15 protein-coding genes and 3 pseudogenes are annotated in these 18,310 nt (G+C 62.5%); 1 reads left to right on the forward strand and 17 read right to left on the reverse strand.

Annotation, left to right across the window (positions count from 1 at the left end):
- Positions 1-87 precede the first annotated feature (87 nt).
- From M6D32_RS02380 to M6D32_RS02445, 14 genes and pseudogenes are all read right to left on the reverse strand, one after another.
- Complete coding sequence (locus tag M6D32_RS02380) at positions 88-675, reverse strand: adenylate kinase (protein WP_298252964.1); 588 nt, start codon at positions 673-675, stop codon at positions 88-90.
- Between the two features lie 24 nt (positions 676-699).
- Positions 700-2,648: pseudogene (gene acs, locus M6D32_RS02385) on the reverse strand (acetate--CoA ligase).
- Positions 2,649-2,795: 147 nt separating this feature from the next.
- Positions 2,796-3,146: a DUF779 domain-containing protein gene (locus M6D32_RS02390; protein WP_298253260.1), complete on the reverse strand. Its 351-nt coding sequence runs from the start codon at positions 3,144-3,146 to the stop codon at positions 2,796-2,798.
- Between the two features lie 73 nt (positions 3,147-3,219).
- Positions 3,220-4,737, reverse strand: a complete 1,518-nt coding sequence (gene adh / locus M6D32_RS02395; protein ID WP_298252965.1) for an aldehyde dehydrogenase — start codon at positions 4,735-4,737, stop codon at positions 3,220-3,222.
- A gap of 98 nt (positions 4,738-4,835) precedes the next feature.
- Positions 4,836-5,882, reverse strand: a complete 1,047-nt coding sequence (locus M6D32_RS02400; RefSeq protein WP_298252966.1) for a helix-turn-helix domain-containing protein — start codon at positions 5,880-5,882, stop codon at positions 4,836-4,838.
- Positions 5,883-7,372: 1,490 nt separating this feature from the next.
- Positions 7,373-7,573, reverse strand: a pseudogene (locus M6D32_RS02405) (helix-turn-helix domain-containing protein); the annotation flags it as partial.
- Between the two features lie 236 nt (positions 7,574-7,809).
- Positions 7,810-8,085 (reverse strand): hypothetical protein, encoded by a 276-nt coding sequence (locus tag M6D32_RS02410; protein ID WP_298252967.1) that lies wholly within the window; start codon positions 8,083-8,085, stop codon positions 7,810-7,812.
- Between the two features lie 571 nt (positions 8,086-8,656).
- Entirely contained in the window at positions 8,657-9,502 is an 846-nt protein-coding gene (locus M6D32_RS02415) for a copper chaperone PCu(A)C (protein ID WP_298252968.1), read from the reverse strand.
- Positions 9,503-9,632: 130 nt separating this feature from the next.
- Positions 9,633-10,811, reverse strand: a complete 1,179-nt coding sequence (gene ccoG, locus M6D32_RS02420; RefSeq protein WP_298253262.1) for a cytochrome c oxidase accessory protein CcoG — start codon at positions 10,809-10,811, stop codon at positions 9,633-9,635.
- Positions 10,754-11,059, reverse strand: coding sequence for a hypothetical protein (locus M6D32_RS02425; RefSeq protein ID WP_298253286.1), 306 nt, complete (start codon positions 11,057-11,059; stop codon positions 10,754-10,756). Before M6D32_RS02425 ends, ccoG begins: the two co-directional genes overlap by 58 nt.
- Positions 11,060-11,068: 9 nt before the next feature.
- Complete coding sequence (locus M6D32_RS02430) at positions 11,069-11,383, reverse strand: metal-sulfur cluster assembly factor (protein WP_298252969.1); 315 nt, start codon at positions 11,381-11,383, stop codon at positions 11,069-11,071.
- Positions 11,380-11,883, reverse strand: coding sequence for a DUF2249 domain-containing protein (locus tag M6D32_RS02435; protein ID WP_298252970.1), 504 nt, complete (start codon positions 11,881-11,883; stop codon positions 11,380-11,382). Before M6D32_RS02435 ends, M6D32_RS02430 begins: the two co-directional genes overlap by 4 nt.
- 23 nt (positions 11,884-11,906) lie before the next feature.
- Positions 11,907-13,250 (reverse strand): hypothetical protein, encoded by a 1,344-nt coding sequence (locus M6D32_RS02440; protein WP_298252971.1) that lies wholly within the window; start codon positions 13,248-13,250, stop codon positions 11,907-11,909.
- Positions 13,251-13,260: 10 nt separating this feature from the next.
- The gene (locus tag M6D32_RS02445; protein WP_298252972.1) at positions 13,261-14,439 is read right to left on the reverse strand and encodes an NnrS family protein; all 1,179 of its coding nucleotides are present in this window, start codon (positions 14,437-14,439) and stop codon (positions 13,261-13,263) included.
- A 529-nt stretch (positions 14,440-14,968) separates the two neighbouring features.
- Between M6D32_RS02445 and M6D32_RS02450 the strand changes: the two genes are divergently transcribed.
- Positions 14,969-15,691 carry a Crp/Fnr family transcriptional regulator gene (locus M6D32_RS02450; protein WP_298252973.1) on the forward strand — a complete coding sequence of 241 codons (723 nt, stop codon included), beginning with the start codon at positions 14,969-14,971 and terminating at the stop codon, positions 15,689-15,691.
- A gap of 38 nt (positions 15,692-15,729) precedes the next feature.
- Here the strand turns inward: M6D32_RS02450 and metB are convergent.
- From metB to M6D32_RS02465, 3 genes and pseudogenes are all read right to left on the reverse strand, one after another.
- Positions 15,730-16,891: pseudogene (metB, locus tag M6D32_RS02455) on the reverse strand (cystathionine gamma-synthase).
- Between the two features lie 162 nt (positions 16,892-17,053).
- Positions 17,054-17,428, reverse strand: coding sequence for a PAS domain S-box protein (locus M6D32_RS02460; RefSeq protein WP_298252974.1), 375 nt, complete (start codon positions 17,426-17,428; stop codon positions 17,054-17,056).
- Between the two features lie 50 nt (positions 17,429-17,478).
- Positions 17,479-18,297, reverse strand: coding sequence for a class I SAM-dependent methyltransferase (locus tag M6D32_RS02465; RefSeq protein ID WP_298252975.1), 819 nt, complete (start codon positions 18,295-18,297; stop codon positions 17,479-17,481).
- Positions 18,298-18,310: the final 13 nt, after the last annotated feature.

Raw genomic sequence — 18,310 nt, forward strand, 5'->3', positions numbered from 1 at the left:
TGCTGCAAATTTGGCGTGAGGATCCTGCACCATGATTTCCGGCACCCCATAAGAGATGCGGGACTAGGTTATCACTCCTATACAATGTCAGGCGAACGCCGAGAGGACCGCCGCGAGACCATCGGTTACCACGTCGATCGGCTGCAGCCCGTCCACAATATGGAGTAAACCTTGCGACCGATAGTATTCGGTGACTGGAGCGGTCTGCGCGCGGTATGCTTTTAGGCGGGTCTTGAAGACTTCGGGGTTATCGTCGCGGCGCACCGGCTGGCCGTTGTTTTCCGCTTCCTCGGCACGGCCTTTGATGCGGACCAGAAGCACGTCTTCATCGACCTCTAGTTCAAGAACTGCGTCGAGTCCGATTGCCCTGGCTTCCAGTTCCCGATCGAGGGCTTCAGCTTGCGCCACCGTCCGGGGAAACCCATCGAGGATAAAGCCGCTGGCGGCTTCCGAATGGTCCATTCGAGCGGCAACGACCGCAATGACGACATCGTCAGGCACGAGATCCCCGCGCGCCATGATATCTTTGACACGCGCTCCGAGCGCCGAGCCTGCGGCTACCGCTTCGCGCAACATGTCCCCGGTCGAGAGTTGTGGAATGGCAAAGCGTTTGGCCATTCTGGTGGCCTGCGTCCCTTTTCCCGCGCCCGGCGGCCCCAACAGAACCAGTCTCATCACTATCTCCCCTATGCAATCAGCCTACCGATTCTTGATCAAATCATCGACCACCGCCGGATCGGCGAGCGTCGACGTATCGCCAAGCGCACCAAATTCGTTCTCCGCGATCTTGCGTAGGATACGGCGCATGATTTTTCCGGAGCGGGTCTTCGGCAATCCAGGCGCGAACTGGATGACGTCGGGAGCGGCGATCGGCCCGATCTCCTTCCGTACCCAGGCGACAAGCTCCTTGCGCAGCTCCGCGGTCGGAACCGTACCCTCATCAAGGTCACGTAGGCGTAGATGCCCTGTCCCTTGATCTCGTGCGGAAAGCCAACGACAGCCGCTTCGGAGACATCCTTGTGCGCAACGAGCGCACTCTCTACCTCGGCGGTGCCCATCCGGTGGCCGGAGACGTTGATGACATCATCGACGCGGCCAGTGATCCAGTAGTAGCCATCGCTGTCGCGTCGGCAGCCGTCCCCGGTGAAATATTTGGTTGGAAAGGTAGAGAAATACGTTTGCATGAAGAGCTCGTGATCGCCATAGACCGTTCGCATTTGGCCCGGCCAGGAATCGGCAATCACGAGGTTTCCTTCGCAGGCGCCCGTCAACACCGCGCCACTGCCATCCACGACTTCCGGTACGACCCCGAAGAACGGAAGCGTTGCCGAACCGGGCTTCAACACGGTGGCGCCCGGAAGCGGCGTGATCATGATGCCGCCGGTTTCGGTCTGCCACCAGGTATCCACGATCGGACAACGCTGATCCCCGACGACGCGATGATACCACCCCCAAGCCTCTGGATTGATAGGCTCGCCGACAGACCCAAGCAGGCGCAGCGAGGCGCGGCTGGTCCGCTTGACCGGCCCCTCACCCGCCGCCATCAGCGAACGGATTGCAGTGGGCGCAGTATAGAAGATGTTGACCTTGTACTTATCGATTACCTCCCAAAACCGCGACGTTGACGGATAGTTGGGGATACCCTCGAACATCAGCGTGGTCGCGCCATTGGCCAGCGGCCCGTAAACGATGTAGCTGTGGCCGGTAACCCAGCCGACATCGGCCGTGCACCAATAGACATCGCCATCGTGGTAATCGAACACATATTGATGCGTCATCGAAGCGTAGACGAGATATCCACCCGTCGTGTGGACGACCCCCTTCGGCGCTCCTGTCGATCCCGACGTGTAGAGGATGAACAGCGGATCCTCGGCGTTCATCTCTGCCGGCGCGCAATCGGTTGACGCCTTCACCACCTCGTCCTCGTACCAGAGGTCGCGTCCATCGACCCAATCGACCGGGCCGCCGGTGCGCTTGACGACGATCATCGTCTTCACGATATCCGGAGCCTTCTTTACCGCTGCGTCGGCATTGGCTTTCAATGGGACTTTTCGCCCGCCGCGTAGACCCTCGTCCGCCGTTATCACGACTTTCGAACCACATCCCTCGATCCGCCCGGCGAGCGCGTCTGGCGAGAAGCCTCCGAACACGATCGAATGGACGGCCCCGATGCGAGCACACGCCAGCATGGCGTAGGCAGCCTCCGGGATCATAGGCAGATAGATCGTGACGGTGTCGCCCTTCGCCACCCCGCGGCTCTTCAGCACATTAGCGAGACGGCAGACGTACTCGTGCAGTTGTCGGTAGCTGATGAGCTTCGAGTCGTTGGGATCGTCCCCTTCCCAGACGATCGCGATCTGGTCGGCGCGCTCCGCAAGATGCCGGTCGGTGCAATTCATCGATACGTTGGTGGTTCCGTCCTCAAACCATTTGATCGAGACCTTGCCCGGGTCGAAGCAGGTATTCTTCACTTTCGTGTACGGCTTGATCCAGTTTATTCGCCTGCCATGATATTCCCAGAACTTGTCTGGTGCGGCAGCGGAGAACTCATACATCTCCTTGTACTTTGAAGCGACCACGTGGGCCCGCTCCCCCCAAGCCTCCGGCACTTTGTAGTCAAACTCTTCCAGCGTCACTTGAGTGCTCATCGGATATCCATCCTTCCATCCCTTGACCCACACTCTCTCTGTGGCCTGCAAGGCGCCTCATTTTCTATTTCATCCAGCCGCCGTCATTCCTTCGCGAACCGATGCCTACATCAAAGTGGTCGGGACCACGGCCGAAAGTCATGCTGATCACGGGATCGCAGCCCGAGCCGGCAAACATACCTGCGAGCGCGTCAAGAACCGCACTTCTCGGCCGTTATCGAGGGAGAACATCCCACCCCGACCGGGAACGACATCGATGATGAGGTCGGTGTGCTTCCACGCTTCGAACTGCGAGGCGCTGATGTAGACCGGAGCACCGCCGATATGACCCAGCAGAACGTCGGTGTCCCCGATAATGAATCCGTCCTTCGGATAACACATCGGCGACGACCCATCGCAGCAGCCTCCCGACTGATGAAACAAGACTGGACCGTGCTCCCGGACAATTTCTTCGATGAGCCGGAGAGCTGCCGGCGTCGCTGATACCTTCTCTTCCAAACGTGCCTCCGTATGCGCGGAAAAGTTACCGACGCGGATGAACAATGTCCGCGCCGGCAAGTCTGGGGAGAACTCAGAAGAAGCCGAGCCTCTTGGGACTGTAGCTGACCAGCATATTCTTGGTCTGCTGGTAGTGATCGAGCATCATTTTGTGGGTCTCGCGGCCGATCCCCGATTGCTTGTACCCCCCAAACGCCGCATGCGCGGGATAGGCGTGGTAGCAATTGGTCCAGACGCGGCCTGCCTGGATCGCGCGGCCGAAGCGGTAAAGCCGGTTGGCGTCACGGCTCCAGATGCCCGCACCGAGGCCATAGAGCGTGTCGTTGGCGATCGACAATGCCTCCTCGTCATCCTTGAAGGTCGTTACCGAAACCACCGGTCCGAAGATCTCCTCCTGGAAGATGCGCATCTTGTTGTGACCCTTGAATACGGTCGGCTTGACATAGTAGCCGCCGGCAAGATGGCCCGGCAGCAGGTTACGGGCTCCACCGGTCAAGACCTGCGCGCCCTCCTGCCGGCCTATATCAATGTAGGACAGAATCTTTTCGAGCTGTTCGCTTGAGGCCTGCGCGCCAATCATGGTGGCGGGGTCTAATGGATCGCCCTGAACGATCGCCTCGACCCGCTTTAGCGCTCGCTCCATGAACCTGTCGTAGATCGTTTCGTGGATCAGCGCTCGGCTCGGGCAGGTGCAGACCTCGCCCTGATTGAGCGCGAACATCACAAAGCCCTCGATCGCCTTATCAAAGAAATCGTCGTCCTCGGCAACGACATCCTTGAAGAAGATGTTGGGAGATTTGCCGCCGAGTTCCAGCGTCACCGGGATCAGATTCTGGCTGGCGTATTGCATGATCAACCGGCCTGTCGTCGTCTCGCCTGTGAAAGCAATCTTGGCGATGCGCGGCGAGGACGCCAGTGGCTTGCCAGCCTCGAGACCGAAGCCATTGACAATGTTGAGCACCCCAGGTGGCAGGAGATCGCCGATCAGATCGATCCATACCATGATTGAAGCCGGGGTTTGCTCGGCCGGTTTCAGCACCACGCAGTTACCGGCCGCAATCGCAGGCGCCAGCTTCCAGCAGGCCATGAGCAACGGGAAGTTCCACGGAATGATCTGACCCACGACACCCAGCGGTTCGTGAAAATGATAGGCGACCGTGTCGTGGTCGATCTCGGAAAGACTACCTTCCTGTCCGCGAATGGCGCCTGCGAAGTAGCGGAAATGGTCGATCGCCAGCGGCAGATCGGCCGCGCGGGTTTCGCGGATCGGCTTGCCGTTGTCCCAGGTTTCGGCGATCGCAAGGCGCTCGAGATTTTCTTCCATCCTGTCCGCGATCCGGTTGAGAATGATCGCGCGTTCGGCGACGCTGGTGCGGCCCCAAGCGTCCTTGGCCGCATGTGCTGCGTCGAGCGCCGCTTCCACGTCCGGCGCTTCGGAGCGCGCGATCTTGCAGATCAGTTGACCAGTCACTGGCGAAGCATTTTCGAAATATCTGCCCGATCGGGGCTCGACCCACTTGCCGCCGATAAAATTGTCATAGCGCTCGGCAAAGGGATTTTTTGACGTCGTGAGGAATTCAGGCTTGTTCATGATTCACTCCCGCTGTTGGTGTTACTATTGCGCTGTTGGAGAACGTCGCAGTCCTTTGCGCGACGTCGCGCAAACCATGTCGCAAGTCATGAAAAATGTCAGCCGGACGGCTTGAAATCGCGACTGCAACCTGTCGCAAAACTGCGACATTCCCCGCTGGGCCCTGCGGCGGATGAATGCCGCTTGAGGTCGAAGCGCTTCAGCTTGCGGTGCAGAGTCGCACGGCTGATGCCAAGAGCCTTCGCCGCCGCCGAGACATTACCTTGCGCGCGGGTGAGTGCCCGCTGTACCGCGGCACGCTGCGCATCACCGAGATGTTCCTGGGCTCCGAGCCCACAGAGCAGGTCGGCAGCCGGAACGGGCCGCAACGCTCTGTCGGACGGGAGGCCCAACACCAGGCGGGCGGCGCGCGTGGCTCCTATGACGAGGTCGTCGCCATCGATCGCCAGCAGTCCGCCGCCGTGCGCTTCGGTCGATGGCGTCAGCATGATCCGCGCCTTTGCAAAAGCGCAACGAAATAGGTCGGCCTCGATCCGTCGCGCCGCTTCGCCGGCGGCCAGCAAGATGAGATTGGCGAATTCATCGGTGATGTCGGCGCGGCAAGAGGAGACGTCGAGCACGCCGGCAAGCCTTGCTTGCTCGTCGTAGATCGGAACTGCCGTGCAACTGAGCAGCGTGTTGCGGGTGAAGAAATGCTGATCGCGGGCGATAGTCAACCCGCGCTGTTCGACCAGACAGGTGCCGATGCCATTGGTGCCCTCGTGCTCCTCGCTCCATAGAGTGCCGGTCCACAGCCCCCATGTCTCGAACATGGCGTCGTCTGCCGGAGCTCCGCGACGATTGACCGGCACGCCGTCGCAACCAGCCAGCAGCACGCAGCAACCGACGGCGCTCAAGGCCTGATAAAGGCGGTCCATCGGGGACCGCGCGGCGCGGATTAACGGTTCAATCCTTTCGATCGTTAGCCGCAACTCGGTTTCCGTTAGCCGTAGCGGCGGCCGATTGCCCGAGGGGGCGAGCTGATGCAATCGGGAAGAGCGTCGCCAGGATGCAACAAGCGCGGATTTTGCCGCCTGCCCGGACGCGATCGCTGCCTCGACGCGATCCGCGTGACGCGCGAGCAGTTGTTCTTTCGTGCCTCCCATGTCGTCCTCCGTCACGAAAGGTTATGATGATCCGGCGTAGAGATTTTGATCTGGATCAACCTATGGAAGTCAAATGCGTTGTGTGACTCCTGCATTCGACCCTTGGAGATCCACAGGCGATTTGATGACACCCACCGCCCTTCCTTGCCTCGGCCACACTTCGAAGACGAACCGGCTGACGTTCGTACATTCCGCGCAACGGTAAACGTGCCGCTCATAGCCGTCTTCGACGTCAGCGCGGTGGGGCTCGACGCGCGTTAGACGCATGGTGCTGCCCTCGCAGTTCGGGCATTTCCGATGATCGAAATCCGAAGTCATGACGATGTTCCTCCCTCCATCAGGCGCTTCGGAGCAGCTATCCGAAAACGATGTTCGCGGAGCACCAACGCGGACTGAACCGGCGACGGACCACGACGGGCGTGTCCGCAGTCTCGATCGCAGCACCCGGAAAGCCGAACCCGGCGACAATCAATGCTTCGGCCGGAAGCAGCCAGCCGACCGCGATGCAGCAGACAGGTTGATGCCCATCGTGGCCGCTGCTTTTTGGTTAGGGTTCACAATAGATGAAAGGCATCCCGCCTTTTTGTCGCGGATCAAACTTCGAAGATTTTCGTGGGATTGCGCCCGACGAAGCCGGTCGGAACAACTCCCTGTTTGGGGTCGTCCAAAACCGCCCCATCTGTTCCGTCGAGAGCTTGGAATTGCTCGGGCGTGTCCAGCAGATGCCGGTTGATGGGTAAAGTGGCACCTGGAGATTGACGATATCGATAGCGCGGACAAGCGATACCACGTCGGAGTGAAGGGTCAGACCTCGATCCTCTTCGATCGCCGACTCCAGGCGGCGAGTATAGTGCAGATTCAAATCGGACGGCTTGAGGCAACGCACGGCAAGACCGATCGCTGCCCCCCGACTCCGCGTCAATCTCGTCTAAACTCAGAGCCAACCAAACTGAACAAGGTAGATCAGGCCGCCTAAACCGCAGATCAGTCCGATGGTCATGCAAATCACAACCATCGCAGCCTCTTCAAACGTAAGGTCGCGGGGCATGACATCCTTCCTTCTTCCTCCGTCGGGAGGCTGGCGCGCGCCGTGGCAGGGGCGCCCGCCTTGCACATTCACGCTTCGAAGAAGCTCACAAGATAGATGACGCCAGCCGCAATGACGATTACGGCTACGGTCGTCAGCACGTCGTCTCTGGTTATCCGGATATCACAACTCCCATAGCTCAGTTTGACACGCCCAGAATCGTCAGCGAACGCTTTTGAAGGCCCGGCGTCTCGTCGACCCCGCTGTACGTCGGGCGCATATGGTTTCCGGTTCGCCCCTCAGGGAACACGCGCTCATGAAAAAGGCCCGGGGTTACCTAGGAGCCCGGGCCTGCAACCGAACGATGTTGCGGCACACCGCTCGGCTACGTTGGCAATTTACGCTTGGAAAAGCGGTTCCTCCTTGAGGAGGCGCAACTTCACATGACAACGCTCGACGATGTCTATTCTGCCCGGCGGCGGATTGCCTGAGCGATTCGCAAGAGCAGCACAATAGATACATTGCCCCTGCCCGCTTCGATCTGCGCGAGATAGCGCTCGGAAATGCCCGATCAGCGCGCGAGCTCTCGGCGTGACATCTCGCGGAGCGCGCGTATGCCTCGCAGGCGGCCGCCAAGTTGGATGAGAAATTCGCTTTCCTCGAACGAGAGCGGCGTTCCGGCAGCCGAGGCGGCGCAGGTCAGACCGGCTGCGGGCTTTCCGACGCGGAACCGTGCTTCTTTTTGGATCACACTCATTTCGGAATAATTGGTCAACGCAAGCGATCGCTCTTTGAGTGGATAGGCGTCTACCGATGGAGAACCCTGCCCGCTATCCGGTCCGAGCCGCACGCGGGATCTGCAACGGCCTTTTCCGCGGACGGATCGGCTCTCGGTCGCCATCAGGGATATTTCGATCCAAAGCAAAGCGGGCAGTGATGGTCGGCGGCTTCGCCGAGTTGTCTTTTGAACTCCCTCCTCAGAGCCTGCCCGCTCCATGGCCTGCCGTTGCTTCTGCGCAGGTTCTTCGCGCGCAGAAAGGCATGGGTTTCAGCGGCATCGTCGCCTACACGCACGACAACGTTCAGGTGGAAGGGGCATACCGCTACCGCGTGGGTCGTATCAAGCGCGTAGCGGACAGCCGAATTCAGGTCTTCCGAGTGATTCTGCTCGGACATGTCGGCCTCCTGACGGCAACCTCAAAGCGAATTGATCGTGGGACCGTTTGGGCAATATTCCTTGTACGTCCGCCGGGAAGTCGCTGCACGGAGGTCTCGGTCGCACCTTGCTTTCGCGGGGCACAAAGCGCACACGCGCTGCATGTCGCGCATCACGGCCGGCTCGGCCCGGGAAATCACCCCGTCCTCGATCCCGAGAGCGTCGAGGAGTCTACCGAGGTTTGCGGTTCGGCGTTCCCCCGCTTTTGCCAATAATTCGAGATCGACAGACGAGAGGCATAGATCCCGCGCAATCGCAGAGAATGCCCCGCTGTCGAGGCCAGCCAGATCCCGCAGATCTCGACGGTGTCTGCGCCATACCGTAAGTTTATCGACGGCCGTGCGGATGGCCAAGTTTGAACGGGATGTCATCGCGCGCTCCACGTTTTTGGAAACTCCACGATAGCCCCGCTCAGAAGCCGCTCGTTGCGCCACCGCAAACGCATTTCAGTCTAGGTTGGAGGAACCAGGGGGCACCCTCGTCACGGGCTCCGTCCGCGGCCGGTCGGCGGCCTCTTATTGCCGTTTTCACTCACTCGATAAGAATCGGAGCGGCGACATCGATCCTGTCGTCCGTCTTCATGTCGATGCCGAGCGACAGGGACCATTTTCCGCTCGAGCCGGCCGTCATCCGGACGCGCCAGGTATAGGCCCCGACCCGCTCGGCTTTCCCGGTTACGGGCGCAATGCCTTTGTCCGGATTGGCCAGCGTCACCGACAGCGCATCGACCGTCAGAGGCTTCTCATCGCCGTCCTCTAGCTTCACCACGATCTCGACCGGGCCGCTGCGGCCGGGCGTAACGGTCACGTCGGCCATCACCCGCGTTCCGCAGATGTGCGTGAAGAACGGCTCGTCAGCCGAAGCGAGTTTCGCCGGTGATGCGGCTGAAGCCGAAGGCTCGGTCGACGCGATCTGCAATCTCGGGCCTTTGGCGCCGACGGGACCGACTTCGAAGTCGGTGTCAATCCTGCCAGCGCGCTCGAAATTCAGCGAGACCGGGATGCGCTGACCTTCCTCGAAAGGCGCAGCAAGGCCGATGAACATGATGTGGTGGGCGCCCGGTGCGAGCGTCACCATAGCTTCAGGCGGGATCGTCAGACCAACGTCGAGAGGACGCATGGTCATGATGCCATCCTGTGTGGACACCTGGTGGATCTCGACCTTGGTCGCGGCCGTACTCGATGCCGAAAGGAGACGGTCAGGCTCGGTGCCGCGGTTTTCGATGGTGAGATAGCCACCAGCCACTTTCGCGCCTTTGGGAGTGGCGCGGCTCCAGGCTTGGGCTACCGAAAGGTCACGGGCTACGGCCGGCGTGACGCCGAGAAGGATTCCGAAAGCAGCGGCGATCATTGCAACTTTTCCCAAACGATTAAACATGGCCTAAGCTCTCCGATCATGCTGGCCGGAACGAGCGGGAGGTCTCACCGGCGCCTGCTTCGCAAATGTCCCATCTATGCGCCCTTCCGACGTTGCTGGGGCGCAAACTTCGAGCGCGAAAAAGTCCTACCTATCGGTCGACGAATCTGTCCCTTGCAGCAAGGACGGTGGCGCCGGTTTCGTCCCGTGCCGTGAACACGACATCACCTTGCGCGAGCGCGGGCGCCGTGAGCGTGACCCGCAGCGACTCTGAGCTATCGGGAGCTACCTCAATCGGCGCCACGCCGTCGTTACCGATGACGGCCATCCTGGCGTCGACGTCGGTAATGGACAGCGTGTACGAATGAGGGCTCGACGACTTGTTGAGCAGCTTTACAGTGTAGGCATTGCGCAGCAAGCCGTCGGACAGCCGCACGGCGACGGGATCCCGATCGTGCTGGACCGAAAGCGTGGCTGTCGTTTTGGTCGCGAAGGCGACCGTGATCGTGCCGGCAAGAGCCAGGCATGCGGCCGTCAGGCCGATGGTCTTCGGCCGCACCAATCGGTTGACTGGCGCCTCATTCCGGTGGCCACGCTCAATGTTCTTCCAGCTTTCATAGTCGATCAGGCCACGCTGTCGGCCGAGCTTCAACATCACACCGTCGCAGGCATCAACGCAGAGGCCACAATTGATGCAGGCGAAGTTCGGCCCTTCGCGGATGTCGATGCCGTTCGGACAGACCGCTGCGCACTGGCCGCAGTCGACGCAATCGCCCGCCGATTTGCCCTGAAGTCGCAGCTCCACGGCTTTTTTAGCCGACGTCCGTTGCTCGCCGCGATAGTCGCGGTAGTTCACGGTGTACGCTTCCGGATCCCAGATCGCGCCTTGGAGGCGCGGCCACGGGCACATGAACGTGCAGACCTGCTCGCGCGCGAAGCCGGCCAGGCCGTAAGTCGTTCCTGTGAAGACGACGATCCAGGTTGGCGCGTTTGCCGACACATCGCCGGCTGCGATGCCGAGCAGAAGCGCCGGCGCATCGGTGAAGTAGAAGATCAGCGTGCCGCCGGTCGCCAGCGAAATCAGCAACCAGGTGGCATGCTTGGCGACGATCTGGACTGCCCGCTTCGTCGTCAAAGACGCACCGATGTTCTTCAGTCGTTTTCGCCGGTCGCCCTCGATCAGTCTCTCGACGAGGAGGAACAGATCGGTCCAGACCGTCTGCGGACAGGCGAAGCCGCACCACAGCCGACCAGCGAGCGCATTGGTAAGGATCAGAATGGTCCAAGCGAGGACCAGTAGTCCGTGACCAGATAGAGATCCTGCGGCCAGACCTCGACGAAGAAGGCATAGAGCCGCCCGTTCGCGAAACCGAGCAGGACCGCCTGGTCCGGGGCATTGGGGCAGCGATCCCAGCGGAGGAACGGCGTCACGTAGTAGACCGAGAGCGTCAGCATCAGGATGCCCCATTTGAGGCGCCGGATCGGGCCCCTAACGGACTGAGGCACCACCGGCAGACCGCCCGCCGCTGCGCCCTTCGCGCGTGTCTTTGCGTGATCGATCTCGATCGTGACGGCCATGACGCGCCGTCAGTTGACGTTCGCGAAGCCGAGCGAACTCCGCACGGCCGGCTCGATACAGGACGGAGTCCAAGGCGGGTCGAACGTCATCTCCACATCGACCGACCGAACGCCCTCCACCTGAGCAGTACTCGCGGCGACGCCCTCCCTCAGGAAGGCGGCGGCCGGGCATCCCTTGGTCGTCGCCGTCATCACGATGCGCACATCGCCCTGATCCACCGTGATCCGGTAGAGAAAGCCAAGGTCGACGACGTTGTGGCCGAGTTCGGGATCGATGACGACCCGAAGCGCCTCCCTTATCCGCGCGACGAGATCGTCGGTCATGACAGCGCCCTCACCGTCAGTTCGTAAGTCGATCCATCTGGCGTGAAGCCGCCGAGCCAGCGGAAGCCGCGCTTCTCGAGATGCGGAAATAAGAAGACAGGCTCGCGGCGCAGCAGCGCCGACAAGGTTTGCCCAGGAGCAAGCTGCTCGGCGGCACCCAGAATCCGGACCATGGGCTCCGGAGGATCAAGATCGCGGTTGTCGAGATGGACGACGGGCTCCGGCCACGCATCCGTCGGCTGCGCGAGCGGCGAAGGCGCGGGCGGCGTCGCCCCCGCCGGCGTGAACAGGACCTCCCATTCACCGCCGTCGAGCTCGTTGGCCGAGTGCGCGAAACCCTTCTCGGCCATCACGGCGAACAGCGGAATCGGCTTAAAGGTCGCGTAGAGGCGAAGCCCCTGACCCGGCTCAAGGCGCCCGAGCGCGGCCATGATGACGGAGAACGGCTCGCCTCCGGAACGGAGGATCGGACGGACGTCGACGTCGATGTAGTGGATCATCGGATATTCTTCCTTTCGTTAGTTCATGTCCGCGAATACAAAAGACACGGTGGCTGCGTTCCGTTCGGCAGCCGCAGCGGCTCGGCGACGTCCGCGAGTCGTCGCGTCCGGATCAACTCCTGAACGATGCCGGCAGTCGCGAGCGTCATAACGGCGGCAGCGCCGCGGAACACCGATGCCTGGCCGAAGAGCAGTGACGCCGTACCGCCCCAGACGCTGACGAAGTAGACCGCGAACCACTTCGACGCCCGCCCTTCCGCGACGAGATCCTGGACGCGCGGCGTCGGCAGCCGCCCCATGGCCGGACCGTAGGTTTCGAGCCAGGTGAGGAAGGCGACGATCTTGTAGAGTTTCGCGAGAACGAGGCCGGAGAGCCATCCGAACGCAACCAGAAAAGCGAAGGCCCCGACATGCGCAGCGAACGAACCGGTGGCCACGAGCGCGATCCCGAGCAGGGCCGCGGCGGCGAGGCTCGCGAAGCCGTAGGCCGCCATCTTGGTGTTGAGTTCGAGCTGACGCCGTTTGCGGTTTCGGTAGAGCGCGGCGACGTCGCGGCCGTAGAGAGCGAACGTCGCAAGGCCAAAAGCCGCAGCGGCGGCGAGCACGATCCCGAGGCCCGCTTCCGCCTCGATGGCGAACAGGCCCCCGGCCACCGCGACGCCTATCGCGGCCGATCCCGCGGCGAGCGTCAACCGACTCTTCTTGCCGTCGACGTCCGGTGCCAGCATGAACATCGAGAGCAGCCGATAGCTCACGCCCATCGCCGTGAGCGTCAACCAGCCGCCGAGCCCGGCGATGGCGTGAAGAGGCACGCCAGTCGCAAGTACCTTGCCTAGCTCTTCACCACCGTGGCCGGACAGCGACCAGGCGAATCCGGTCCCGAGCGCGACCGTCGCACAGAGCGAGACGAGACCCGCGAGCACGAAGTGAGCGGGTCCGACCGGCGGACGGGCGCGCCAGACCGTCAGACCGAGATCGGCGACCACAAGGGCGAAGCCCGCGGCCAGAAGGGTCGCTGCAAGGGGCAGCAGCCACAACCCTGCCGGAAGGCGCCCGCCCAGGACCAGAAAGCCCGCGAGAAGCGCCGTGAGGCCTGCCGTGAGCAGCACCAGCGCAGGCAGCTCCCATCGCTCGTCGAATAGCGGCTTGCCGACGAGGACCGGGACGAACTGGAACAGGGCTCCGCACATTGCCATGCTGAGCCAACCGATGCAGACCATGTGCACAATGACCAGGGTATCCGCGGCCGCAACGTCGGCAGCCGGAAAGCCGAAGCCGGCCGCCATCAGCGCTTCGGCCGCGATCAGCCAGGTGATCGCGATCGCGAAGTAGCTCATCGTCCATTTCGAGAGAGTGCCGCCAATCATGATCGCCTCGTCATCCTTTGCGCGCCGCGCAGAGCAGCGGCCCATAGGTCAGCGCGAAGCCGAGAAACGCGACGGTCCAGGCCGCGCCCGCGATCGGCAGCAGGATGTCCGCATGCGATGGCTCGAGCGCCGCGCAGACTCGTGTGAGCGCCGCGGTCACAACCGCGAGGTAAAGTGCTTGTGTTGCGGGCGAGGCCGCCAGCGGCTTGCCAGTGTGCCCGAGCGTCGCGCGGGTCATGACCGCGACCGTCATTGTCCCGATGGCGCCTCCGGTCCACGCATGCACGCCGGCCCCTGGCGCGACCAGATCAAGCGCGGAAAGCGCCGCAAGAAAAAAGCCGGCGGGAACGAAAGCATAGGCGACGTGAAGGATCAGGACCAACCGATCCGAAAGGGTCCGCTCGCCAGCCCACCTTGCGAGACGGACTAGGTGCAGGGCGCCGGCAAGCCCGAGCGCAGCCGCTACGATGCGAGCCGACGGCATGACGATCCAGGACACAAGCGCCACGATGCCGACCGCCATCGCAACCGCGTCGAATCTCCCGAACGGAACCGGCATCCGTCCTTCCCCTTGGCGAGCCAGCCAATTACGAGTGAAACTCGGCACGATCCGGCCGCCGATGACGCCGATCAGAGTGACGACGAGCGCGATGCCGGCACGCGCCGAGTAGGCCGCCACGCCGGCCAGATGGGACTCCAGGTGAAACGCGATGTTGACCAGCGCGAGCAGGATGACGATGCCGACGACCTTCAGGTTGCCCCATTTGCGGCCCGCCACGATCTCGCGGGCGGCCGCGCCGGCGAGCAGCAGGAGGAACAGCGAATCCGCCGCCATCGCCGTGCTCCATCCGATTTCACCCGAAAAAGCCACAGCAAGGCGTCCGACGAACCATGTGGAGAACAGGACCGCGAGCCTCAGTCCCTGGATCGGCAGCCGCCCCGTCCAGTTCGGGACTGCCGTCAGCAAGAAGCCCGCGATCACGGCGGCGACGTAGCCGAACAGCATTTCGTGGACGTGCCAGTCTAGCGGCGCGAAGGCGGTCGGCAGCGAGATTTCGCCGGCGAACACGGCAAGCCAAAGCGGGATCATGACGCCGGCTTGAATGGCACCGAACAGGAAGAACGGCCTGAAGCCGTAGGAGAACAGCGCCGGCCCGCGATACGCGCGCGCCCGTGTCATCGTTCCCATGAGAACTCCTCGAATTTCATTTCTGATAAGCTAAGCGGGCGAGCCATCGACGTCTTTGTGATGCCGCAAAGACCGCGAGGTTCCAAGGCGCGATAAATCCTCATCGAGCAGATAGCGGAGTACGGGAGATGAGGATTTTCGAACGGCTACGGGAGCGCAGCCGCACTGCGGCACCCACTCTGGCAGCTCATGGAACTGCACACGAAAAAGAGGCGCAAGAGGGAGCCGAGTACGAACTTTTGGCAGAGGACCGCGCTGACAGCTGCCCCTTCTGCTCTATCGGGCCAGACCCGCGGACGTAAGGCGGCATGCCATCGCGGGCGCGACAGGCCGGATCAGCTTCGTCTATTCCTGCTCCTCTGCAAGCTGGCAAATGCCCAAACCTTGGTTCCCGTCATCTCGGAGAGGCCAGCTTCGACCTTGCGCCAGCGCAACAAGCATGCAGGCTCGCGCGGGCGCGCAGAGATCGGTGGTTGTGACAAGCAATCGCCGCAGGTAGTGTCCCGCTGCGCTTCGAGGAGAGGAATCCATGGCCGCCGTCGACCGCTCCCTGGTCGCCAATCTTTCCATGTTCGCGGGGCTCGCTCCCGCCGAACAGGAGGAACTGCTGCGCGAGGCCCGTTCGGTCCGCTATCCCAAAGACTCGGCCGTGTTCGAGCAGGGCGCCGAGGCCGACCGCTTCTTCGTGCTGCTGCACGGCCACCTGCGGGTCGAAAAGACGACACCCCAAGGCCAGCAGACCGTCGTACGTTACGTGTCGGCCGGCGAACTGTTCGGCGTCGCGCAGGCCATGAACCTGTCGCACTATCCGGCGACGGCCGTCGCCGCCGTCGACAGCGTCGCGCTCGCCTGGCCGTCGTCGTCGTGGGCCAGGCTTATCGCCAAGTATCCGAGCCTCGCCAGTAGCGCCCTGCAGACGGTGGGCAGCCGGCTCCAGGACACCCAGGCACGCGTCATCGAGATATCCAACGAGCAGGTCGAGCAGCGCGTCGCCCATGCGCTGCTGCGTCTCGCCAAGCAGGCAGGCCGCAAGGTGGAGGCCGGCATCGAGATCGACTTCCCGATCAGCCGGCAAGACGTCGCCGAGATGACGGGGACCACGCTGCACACGGTGAGCCGCATCTTAAGTGCGTGGGAAACGCAAGGCCTCGTCGAAGGCGGACGACAGCGCATCGTGCTGCGGGACCCGCACCGACTTCATCTTCTGGCAGAAGGCGCCGAGGAGAACCGCCCTCGCGCTCCGAAACCCTGAGCCGAGCCGTCGCGAAATCCGATAGAAAACAAGGCCGGTCATTCATCAGCCGCCGCGAGACCGACTTTTAGATCGGCGATCAGATCCGCCTCTGCCTCCAGGCCGACCGAGAGCCGCAACAGACCGTCGTCGATGCCAGCAGCATGGCGCGCCTCGATGCCCATTCCCGCGTGTGTCATGGTCGCCGGATGAGCGATCAAGGTTTCGACGCCTCCGAGGGAGTCGGCAAGCGTAATAATATGAAGCGCTTCCAAGAACCGGCGGACGGCGGCGACTCCGCCGACCAACTCGAAGCTCAACATAGCGCCAAATCCCGCCTGCTGGGCTTTTGCGGTCGCATGACCGGGATGCGAGTTCAGTCCGGGATAATGGACGACCCGCACGCGCGGGTCCGCTTGCAGGACCTTTGACACGGCGAACGCGGTCACCTGCTGCCGCTCGATGCGAGGAAACAGTGTGCGCAGGCCCCGCAGCGTCAGATAGGCGTCGAAGGGAGCGCCCGTGACGCCGGTGAGGTTAGCCCAGTCGGAAAGCACGTCGAGGTCGGCGCGGTCGGCAGCAATGACGGCGCCTCCCACGACGTCCGAATGCCCATTGAGATACTTCGTGGTCGAATGAATGACGAAATCGGCGCCAAGCGCGACCGGTCGCTGCAGCGCGGGCGACAGAAACGTGTTGTCGACGGCCGTCTTGGCGCCGACGGCTTTGGCGCGATCGGCGATGGCGCGGATATCCACCACGCGCATGAGCGGATTGCTCGGCGTCTCAATCAGTACCAGAGCCGGCCTTCGGTCGAACGCCGCAGACAGTGCGTCCTCGTCGCCTTGATCGACATAGGACAGTTTGAACTGCCCCCGGTCACGCCGCGCGGCGAGCAGTCGATATGTGCCTCCGTAGCAATCATGCGGGGCAACGACCAGATCGCCCGGTGTCAGCCGCGACAATACCAGATCGACCGCGGCCATCCCCGACGCCACCATGATGGCACCGACGCCCCCCTCGAGTTTGGCAAGCGTGTCTCCAAGCAGGGTCCCGGCTCGGATTTCCAGCACGACCATATTCGTAGGCTCGGGGCCGCTCGAACCCGGCGAAAGCAAAGGTGCTCGACAGGTGGATAGGCGGCACAACCGCGCCGAACGCGTCGTCGGCGGCAACGCCATTCGCCGCGGCAATGGTCTGAGGTGCTCTAGAATCCGGCATTATCGTCATCCTCGATTGGAAGAAGGCTCAGCGTCACGCGCAAGCGAACTCCCCTGCTTATGCCGCAACCGACCGTCGCGCCACCGGACCCGCCAACAAGGAACATCGATTTCACGAATGCATCGACACAGCCTGCGGAGCGGGAGACGCACCTCCCGGCTATCAAGAGCGCTGGGCCGCGGCTCGTTCCCGTTCGACGCGTTCGGTCACGTCTCGCGCGACGGCAACCGAGCCAAGCACTTCACCGCTGTCCTTGACGATCGCGAACGTCATCTCGACGTAAAGCTTTCGTCCGCTCTTGTGCGATGCGCGGGTCAGCGTGGGGCGGCCCTGGAGTTTCATTATGCAGTTGGTCATCGCGGCGTCGAAGCCGCGCCAGTGCGCGGCGCGCAGATGTTCGGGAATGATCAGATCGAGACGTTGGCCAAGCGCCTCCTCCGACGAGTAGCCGAACAACTCGGATGCTGCGGCATTCCAGCGCTCTATCCTGCCAGAGCGATCGGCATAGATGATCGCATCGCCCGCGTCATCAAGCATTCGTTCCGCCAATTGCGAGCGTTCTCCCACGGATTCACCTTTTCGTGCGGCTAGTCCTTCTGCGCAACAATGTAGATTGCGCTCAGATTCCGCTGATACCGCTCGAATACCTGCCGCATCGCGAGAACCCTCCGCCGAGCCGGGCCGTCGAGAACGAGGTTCTTCCCGAGCCGCAACGCGCCTACGATGCCTTCATCCTGAAGCAACCGCAATGGACGAAGAAGATGCATCGGTGCGTGATCAATGGCGACGACACGGAAACCAACCTCTTCCAGCAGCGATTTCCATTCTCGAGTCGGGAGCGGACGCGCGCCGACGTGAATCACCGAAGAGAGCGCCCGGTCGATTTCGCGCTGACGGTCGGCCGCCATGTCGCCGGGCACGACCGCGAGTTCGTGGATGCCGTAGCGGCCGCCGGGCCGCAGCAGCCGGAACGCCTCGGCCACAATCGAGCGCTTGTGCTCGGCAGTTTGCATGCTCAACATCGCCTCGCCGATGACCACCGACGCCGATTCCGCGGGAAGCGTCGTTCGATCGGCTCGTCCGACCGCAACCGTGATCCGAGAATCGGACGGAAGCTGCCCGCTTGTCCATTGCGCCGCCCTCGCATCCCGTTCGACCCCGGTGTAGCGCCGAGGCCCACGCAGCAGGATCATACGGGCGGTCACGCCGAGGCCTGGCGCGAACTCCACCACGTTATCGTCCGGCCCGATAGCCAGGCCGTCAAGCAACGCGCGCGTGAGCTTAAGCCCGCCCGGACGCAGCACGCGCTTGCCGAGACGGGCGAGCAGCCAGTGTCCCGGCATTTTTGTGACATCGAGCTCCGTGCCCGGCAAGTCCAAGCCTTGCGTCGAATGAACATCGCTCATCTGCGGTCTCCTC

Source organism: Bradyrhizobium sp., from assembly GCF_027307225.1.
Classification (GTDB): Bacteria; Pseudomonadota; Alphaproteobacteria; order Rhizobiales; family Xanthobacteraceae; genus Bradyrhizobium.

Coding starts and splice junctions, on each gene's coding strand:
- M6D32_RS02380 (WP_298252964.1), bottom strand. CDS start 675: ATGAGACTGGTTCTGTTGGGGCCGCCGGGCGCGGGAAAAGGGACGCAG.
- adh (WP_298252965.1), bottom strand. CDS start 4,737: ATGAACAAGCCTGAATTCCTCACGACGTCAAAAAATCCCTTTGCCGAG.
- M6D32_RS02400 (WP_298252966.1), bottom strand. CDS start 5,882: ATGGGAGGCACGAAAGAACAACTGCTCGCGCGTCACGCGGATCGCGTC.
- M6D32_RS02410 (WP_298252967.1), bottom strand. CDS start 8,085: ATGTCCGAGCAGAATCACTCGGAAGACCTGAATTCGGCTGTCCGCTAC.
- M6D32_RS02415 (WP_298252968.1), bottom strand. CDS start 9,502: ATGTTTAATCGTTTGGGAAAAGTTGCAATGATCGCCGCTGCTTTCGGA.
- M6D32_RS02425 (WP_298253286.1), bottom strand. CDS start 11,059: ATGGCCGTCACGATCGAGATCGATCACGCAAAGACACGCGCGAAGGGC.
- M6D32_RS02430 (WP_298252969.1), bottom strand. CDS start 11,383: ATGACCGACGATCTCGTCGCGCGGATAAGGGAGGCGCTTCGGGTCGTC.
- M6D32_RS02435 (WP_298252970.1), bottom strand. CDS start 11,883: ATGATCCACTACATCGACGTCGACGTCCGTCCGATCCTCCGTTCCGGA.
- M6D32_RS02440 (WP_298252971.1), bottom strand. CDS start 13,250: ATGATTGGCGGCACTCTCTCGAAATGGACGATGAGCTACTTCGCGATC.
- M6D32_RS02445 (WP_298252972.1), bottom strand. CDS start 14,439: ATGGGAACGATGACACGGGCGCGCGCGTATCGCGGGCCGGCGCTGTTC.
- M6D32_RS02450 (WP_298252973.1), top strand. CDS start 14,969: ATGGCCGCCGTCGACCGCTCCCTGGTCGCCAATCTTTCCATGTTCGCG.
- M6D32_RS02460 (WP_298252974.1), bottom strand. CDS start 17,428: ATGCTTGATGACGCGGGCGATGCGATCATCTATGCCGATCGCTCTGGC.
- M6D32_RS02465 (WP_298252975.1), bottom strand. CDS start 18,297: ATGAGCGATGTTCATTCGACGCAAGGCTTGGACTTGCCGGGCACGGAG.